At 64.1% G+C, this 6,536-nt stretch carries 6 protein-coding genes and 3 pseudogenes; 3 read left to right on the top strand and 6 right to left on the bottom strand.

The window, feature by feature from the left end:
- Positions 1-219 (bottom strand): annotated as a pseudogene (locus tag JCM19049_RS06705) (succinyl-diaminopimelate desuccinylase); the annotation flags it as partial.
- 91 nt (positions 220-310) lie between these two features.
- On the opposite strand from JCM19049_RS06705, the pseudogene dapD reads away from it, so the two are divergent.
- Positions 311-1,263 (top strand): annotated as a pseudogene (gene dapD / locus JCM19049_RS06700) (2,3,4,5-tetrahydropyridine-2,6-dicarboxylate N-succinyltransferase).
- Between the two features lie 105 nt (positions 1,264-1,368).
- Here dapD and JCM19049_RS19110 read toward each other — a convergent pair.
- The 5 genes and pseudogenes from JCM19049_RS19110 to fdxA form a co-directional block, all read right to left on the bottom strand.
- Positions 1,369-1,500 (bottom strand): hypothetical protein, encoded by a 132-nt coding sequence (locus JCM19049_RS19110; protein WP_279402623.1) that lies wholly within the window; start codon positions 1,498-1,500, stop codon positions 1,369-1,371.
- A 348-nt stretch (positions 1,501-1,848) separates the two neighbouring features.
- Positions 1,849-2,256 (bottom strand): hypothetical protein, encoded by a 408-nt coding sequence (locus JCM19049_RS19105; RefSeq protein ID WP_279402622.1) that lies wholly within the window; start codon positions 2,254-2,256, stop codon positions 1,849-1,851.
- A gap of 337 nt (positions 2,257-2,593) precedes the next feature.
- Positions 2,594-3,873, bottom strand: a pseudogene (locus tag JCM19049_RS06690) (citrate synthase).
- Between the two features lie 97 nt (positions 3,874-3,970).
- Positions 3,971-5,086: a succinyldiaminopimelate transaminase gene (gene dapC, locus JCM19049_RS06685; protein WP_054821194.1), complete on the bottom strand. Its 1,116-nt coding sequence runs from the start codon at positions 5,084-5,086 to the stop codon at positions 3,971-3,973.
- Positions 5,087-5,099: 13 nt separating this feature from the next.
- The gene (gene fdxA, locus JCM19049_RS06680; RefSeq protein ID WP_054821193.1) at positions 5,100-5,423 is read right to left on the bottom strand and encodes a ferredoxin; all 324 of its coding nucleotides are present in this window, start codon (positions 5,421-5,423) and stop codon (positions 5,100-5,102) included.
- Positions 5,424-5,743: 320 nt separating this feature from the next.
- Here fdxA and JCM19049_RS19100 point away from each other — a divergent pair, with 320 nt between their 5' ends.
- Together JCM19049_RS19100 and JCM19049_RS06675 are read left to right on the top strand one after the other, a co-directional pair.
- Complete coding sequence (locus tag JCM19049_RS19100) at positions 5,744-5,890, top strand: hypothetical protein (protein ID WP_279402621.1); 147 nt, start codon at positions 5,744-5,746, stop codon at positions 5,888-5,890.
- Positions 5,891-5,979: 89 nt separating this feature from the next.
- Positions 5,980-6,474, top strand: coding sequence for a helix-turn-helix domain-containing protein (locus tag JCM19049_RS06675; protein ID WP_054821192.1), 495 nt, complete (start codon positions 5,980-5,982; stop codon positions 6,472-6,474).
- Positions 6,475-6,536 lie beyond the last annotated feature (62 nt).

Here is a 6,536-nt window from a genome sequence, read left to right as displayed (position 1 = left end):
GACCGTGTCCAGGTGTCCGGCCAGCACGACCCGGCGTTCCCGGCCCAGGTTGGTGCGCGCCACGATCGCATCCCCGTATCGGTGCAGTTCCAGGTGCGGGCAGGCTTCGAGGGCGCGGTGAATCGCATCGGCCAGGGCGCGCTCGTTGCCGGAGACCGATTCCATGTCGATGAGTGTCGCGGTCAGCTGGGCGACATCCGCTTCCAGGTTCAATTCCATTGGGTTCAACCTACTCATTCCTGCTGCTCATTGCGTAATGGGAACGTCATTTGCCCACGATACCGGCAGGATACGCCGGTACGATATCTTCATGACTTCAGCAGTTGACTCAACCCATCCTCCCGTCCGCCTGGCGTCGGCGCACGGCCTGGCCACGATCACCCAGGACGGCACCGTCCTGGATGTTTGGTACCCCGGCCCCTGCCTGGGAGTGCTCAACGACCTGGAGCCGCAAACCGGTGAGCTGGCGGCCCTGGCCGTGGAGGATACGGCCCGCGGCACCCGACAGGAAGTCATCTCGCTGACCATCAACCTGGATGTCGCCCCGGCCGACACCGCTGACGTGTGGCTGCGCCTGCACCTGCTCTCGCACCGGCTGGTCACCCCGAACTCGATCAACCTGGACGGGATCTTCTCCCACCTGCCCAACATTGTCTGGACCAACTTCGGCCCCTGCCTAGCCGAAGGGTTTGAAAAGACCCGGCTGCGGCTGCGTTCACGCGGGGCGGTGACCGTGTACGGGGTGGACAAGTTCCCGCGCATGGTCGACTACGTGGTGCCCTCCGGTGTGCGCATCGCCGACGCGGACCGGGTGCGCCTGGGCGCGCACCTGGCCACCGGCACCACGGTGATGCACGAGGGGTTCGTGAACTTCAACGCCGGAACACTGGGCGTCTCCATGGTGGAGGGGCGGATTTCGGCTTCGGTCGTGGTCGGCAACGGCTCGGACGTCGGCGGCGGCGCATCCATCATGGGGACCCTCTCCGGCGGCGGCAAGGAGCGAATCTCCATCGGTGAGCGCGTCCTGCTCGGGGCCAACGCCGGGGTGGGGATCTCCATCGGGGATGACTGCGTGGTGGAGGCCGGGCTCTATGTCACCGCCGGCACCCGGGTGAGCTTGCCCGATGGCCGCACCGTGAAGGCCCTGGAACTCTCCGGGGTTCCCGGCCTGCTCTTCCGGCGCAACTCGGTGACCGCGCCGTCGAGGCGCTGGCGCGCACCGGCGGGAAGGTGGAGCTGAACACCGAACTGCACCAGAACTGATCAGCTGCGCCCGCACGGCACAGGCCGTGGCCGCCACCTTTCACCGGTGGGCGGCCACGGCCTGTGGTCGATCTGATTCCGTTGGGTCAGTGATCCGTTGGAAGGCTACCGGGAATCGGCATGGGTGCCTCCGCGCTCGTGGTCCAGATCGCTGTTTCCGCGGATCAGGCGGTAGCACCCGTAGACAATCACCATCACGCCCCAGATAACGGGGATCCACAGCGGACTGCGTGACACCTCATGCCTTGCGGGACCAGGAACAGGAATGCCGCAAATGCCAAGGTAAAGATCAGTCCGCTGAAGGCAAAGGCCAGACCACGCGTGTTGCGTCGCGGGTGGCTGATTGCTCCATGGAACACCATGATGTCCTCCATCCTGCCGTGTTGCCGCATCGGCCGACCGCAAGGACGGCCGAGGGCTACTGAAGTTCAGGTCGCGAATCATTCATATGTTCTCCCTCCCCCGGGATGCGCCACCGAAGCAAACACCTCGCCCCGTGACCCGGCTTGGCTCTCATTATCCCCATTAAGCTCGACGACGGGAAGGGTGGGCAGGATCCTGTCCGGCTCTTCCGCTTGGTGGGCGCTACATGAAGATGATGCTCACGATCGGCTCGATGTAGCCGTGGAAGGCCTTGCCGTCGCGCATCAGGGAACTGCTGGCGACCACGGTGGCCTGACCCATCAGCCAGGCGCGCGGTTCGTTCAGCGGCACCTCCACCAGCTGCATGTGCACCGCCTGCCGCCCGGCCAGGTGCTCGATGCCCCGGTCGGCCAGCAGCACCTCGATCTCATCCATCCGCTTGGGAACATACTGGGCGCTGCGCAGCACAAAGTCTTCAAGGCATTCATGGGCAAACAACGTGGTTTGCCCGTAGTGCGCGTTGGCCAGCTTCGCCAGCTCCGGGTAGCCTGAGCATCCAGGTCCGGGATCCCGCCCACGTGATGTCCGTTTTGCAGCGAGCGCCCGTCTTTGACCAGGCTTTCCCACCACGAATACCATTCCTGGCGGATCTGTCCGTGGGAGGCCGGCGGCTGCAGGGGTCGCAACCGTCCCCGCTGCTCCAGTGCGCAGTTGGGGCCGAGCTCGTGGGGGTTGATTCCCCCCAGCTCGCGCAGGTACAGGGCCATCAGCAGCTGCGGGTTCGCGCAAACACCAATTGACCAGTTATTCCCCTGCCGGAAATACATGCGCACCACCTTGCCTATCGACGCACATCCCCCATAACCTTCCACGATACGCCGTACCCACTGCTTAAAAAGGGCACCGGCACCCCGTGGCCCGCTGGGGCCTGGGGGTGCCGGTGCCAAGAGACTGGCGCTACACGGGTTTAGAGGCCCGGGTAGTTGCGCTCGGTCTCGCCGATGTACAGCTGACGCGGACGGCCGATCTTGGTGTCCGGGTCCTTGATCATTTCGCGCCACTGGGCAATCCAGCCGGGCAGGCGACCGATGGCGAACAGCACGGTGAACATCTTCTCCGGGAAGCCCATCGCCTTGTAGATCAGGCCCGTGTAGAAGTCCACGTTCGGGTAGAGCTTGCGCTCGATGAAGTAGTCATCGTTCAGCGCCTTCTCTTCCAGGCTCATGGCGATGTCCAGCAGTTCGTTGCTGCCCTGCTTGGCCAGGATGTCATGGGCGGTCTTCTTGATGATCTTCGCGCGCGGGTCGTAGTTCTTGTAGACGCGGTGCCCGAAGCCCATCAGGCGCACGCCGTCTTCCTTGTTCTTGACCTTCTCCATGAACTTCTCCGGGGAGATGCCCTGGGCGTGGATTTCGCGCAGCATCTTCAGCACGGCCTCGTTCGCGCCGCCGTGGGCGGGACCGAACAGGGCGTTGATGCCAGCCGAGACCGAGGCGAAGAGGTTCGCATCGGAGGAGCCGACCAGGCGCACGGTGGAGGTGGAGCAGTTCTGCTCGTGGTCTGCGTGCAGGATCAGCAGCAGGTCCAGGGCCTTGACCATGTCCGGGTCCAGCTCGTACGGCTCGGCGGCGGTGCCGAAGCACAGGCGCATGAAGTTCTCGACCATGTTCATCGAGTTGTCCGGGTAGAGCAGTGCCTGCCCGATCGACTTCTTGTGCGCGTAGGCGGCCAGCACCGGCAGCTTGGCCAGCAGGCGCATCGTGGAGCGCTCGACCTGTTCGTCGTTGTTCGGGTCCAGCGAGTCCTGGTACCAGGTCGACAGTGCCGACACGGCCGAGGAAAGCACCGGCATCGGATGGGCGTCGCGCGGGAAGCCGCCGAAGAAGCCTTGAGCTCCTCGTGCAGCAGGGTGTGGCGGCGCAGGCGGTTGTCAAAGTCTGCCAGCTGCTCGGCGGTGGGCAGCTCCCCGTAGATCAGCAGGTAGCTGACCTCGACGAAGCTGGACTTCTCCGCCAACTGCTCAATGGGGTAACCACGGTAGCGCAGGATCCCTGCATCCCCGTCGATGTAGGTGATCGCGGACTTGGTGGCCGCGGTGTTCATGAAGCCCGGGTCGTAGGTGACCGCGCCGGTGGTCTTCAGCAGCGGAGCCACGCTCAGCCCCTGGTTGCCTTCGGCGGCCGGTACCACTGGTAGTTCCAGGTTCGTCTGCCCATATGTGAGCTGCGCAGAATTGATCTCTGTCATTGCTTCTCCTAACCGGAAAGCTTGTAGTTCCGAAAGGTCAGTCGTCATCGTCGAACATACCGCCAATTGGCCTCACCGCGCTAATCAGCGGAACATTTCAGCCCTGGCCGGCAGAGGTCAACCGCTCCACGGCCTGGGCGACGCGCTCGTCGGAGGCAGTGAGCGCGATCCGTACGTGCGCTTCGCCTTCAGAACCGTAAAAAGCGCCGGGACCTGCAATGATTCCCAGCTCGGCAAGCCTTTGCAGGGTGTCCCAGCTGGAACGGCGTTCGGTGCACCACAGGTACAGCCCGGCCACGGAGTCCTCGATCCGCAGCCCGAAGCCCTCCAACGCCGGGCGCAGCGCGTCGCGCCGGGCCCGATAAATGTCTTTTTGTTCACGGACATGCGCCTCATCGTTTAGCGCGATGACCATGGCGTGCTGCACGGGTGCCGGGACAATCATTCCCGCGTGCTTGCGGTTGTTGATCAGGGCCGGCATCAGGTTAGGGGCCCCGGCCACGAACGCGGCGCGGTACCCGGCCAGGTTGGATTGCTTGGACAGGGAGTACAGCGCCAGCAGGTCATCGATGTTTCCGTCGCACACCCGCGGATCAAGGATGCTGGGGACCTGGTCCTCGTATTCATCCCAGCCCAGCTCCGCATAGCATTCATCGGAGGCCACCACGGCCCCCAGCTCGCGGGCCTGGCAGACCAGTTCACGCAACTCCTGAATGTCGCGCACCTTGCCGGTGGGGTTCCCCGGCGAATTGACCCACACCAGTTTCAGGTTCGCCCGCTGCTGCTCGTCCAGGCTGGAGAGGTCATCGGTGGCCACACTGGTGGCGCCGACCAGTTGTGCGCCGATGTCGTAGGTCGGGTAGGCGATGCGCGGGCGCACCACCACGTCCCCGGGGCCCAGCCCGAGCAGCAGCGGCAGCCAGGCCACCATTTCCTTGGAACCGACCGTCGGCATGACGTCGTCGGTGCTCAGTGAGGTGACGTTGCGGCGCCGGGCGTACCAGTCCACGATGGCCTGGCGCACCTCGGTGGTGCCGTGCGTGGTGGGGTATCCCGGCGCGTTGCTGGCTTCGCGCAGTGCTTCCTGGATCAGTTCCGGGGTCGGGTCCACCGGGGTTCCGATGGACAAATCGACACTGCCCCCCGGATGCTTGGCGGCCACCTCGCGGTACGGGGCCAACTGGTTCCAGGGGTAATCGGGAAGCTGGAGCATGCGGTGATGAACCTCAGTCTTGGTTTTGCGGCGGCAGGGCGGCGACCAGCGGGTGGTCGGTGCCGGTGTTGCCAATTTTAGCCGCACCACCGGGCGAGCCCAGTTCGTCGAAGAAATCAACGTTAACGTTGTAGTAGTCGGCCCACTGCTCCGGGACATCGTCCTCGTAGTAGATGGCCTCTACCGGGCAGACCGGCTCGCACGCGCCGCAGTCCACGCACTCATCCGGGTGAATGTACAAGGAGCGTTCACCTTCGTAGATGCAGTCGACCGGGCACTCTTCGACACACGCCTTGTCTTTCACGTCCACGCACGGCTGAGCGATGATGTAAGTCACGGACCCGAGACCTTTCCTTGCACTTTTGATAGTTTCAACGTCTAGTCACCAGCGCATTGCCGGCCTGTGGGCGGAACGCATATCTGGCTTTCTGGATACCAGTCTAGTCCTGTTGTGCAATGTGGGAAGCTCCCGGAGGCCCGCTGTGACGTAACCGACCGAGGCCACCGGACGCAACGGTCTCGAAATGAAATTTTTGGAAATCTTGGAGCTGCACGGTGCTTAACATTGACGATTTAAGACCCGGGGACCGGGTTGTGTTGCGGTATCGGCTTGACCAGCCCGCACCGACGGGGCACGGAGAAACGCTAACCGACGCGTTGGGTGAGATAGTGACCGTCACCGAAACCAGCGTTAGCGTGCAGACCCGGCGCGAAGTCGTCACGGTGCAGCGTTCGCGCATTACCCACGCCAAGCGGGTTCCCCCGCCGCCGCCCCGCCGCGCCCGGCGCACCCAACAGCAATAGCGCGGTGCCGCCGACCGGCGTGGAGGAGCGCGAAACGCGATGTGATTTGAAGATACCAATCACTGACGAAAATCACGTATGCTGGCTGTATGCCAACCGATGAGCAAGTCCAGGCCCGGGCGCGGGCCCTGAGTTCTCCCCTGCGGCTGAGGATTCTGCGCCTGTGTCTCCATGAGTCTCGCACGAACAAGGAGATCGCCGACATCCTTGAACTGAACCCGGCAACCTCGCTGCACCATGTGCGCACACTGGTCAGCAACGGGTTCCTAGCCGCCGAGGAGCCGCGGCGCGGCAACCGCGGGGCGAAGGAAGTCCCCTACCGCAGCACCCGGCAATCCTGGGGCACCCGGATCCCGGATGCGGCACCGATGCTCGTTGACACCTTCCTGCAGGAGATCAACGGGCTGGATCCGGAGGAGATCCAGGTCATCCGGGTGGGTCTGAAGCTCTCCGAAGCCACCCAGAAGGAAATGATTGGCCGGTTGCGCGAAGTGATCGAGGACTACGCGTTGCGCGAGCCCGAAGCCGACGGGGTGCCGACCTCCCTGTTCATGGCCCACCACCTGGACATCACCGGCAACTGATGTGCCACCGATGCGGCCTGGCTCCCACCCGAAAACCAACAGCGGTCCCCGCGTCCCCGGCA

The organism is Arthrobacter sp. JCM 19049, from assembly GCF_001310435.1.
This window is presented reverse-complemented; position numbering and strand designations above follow the sequence as displayed.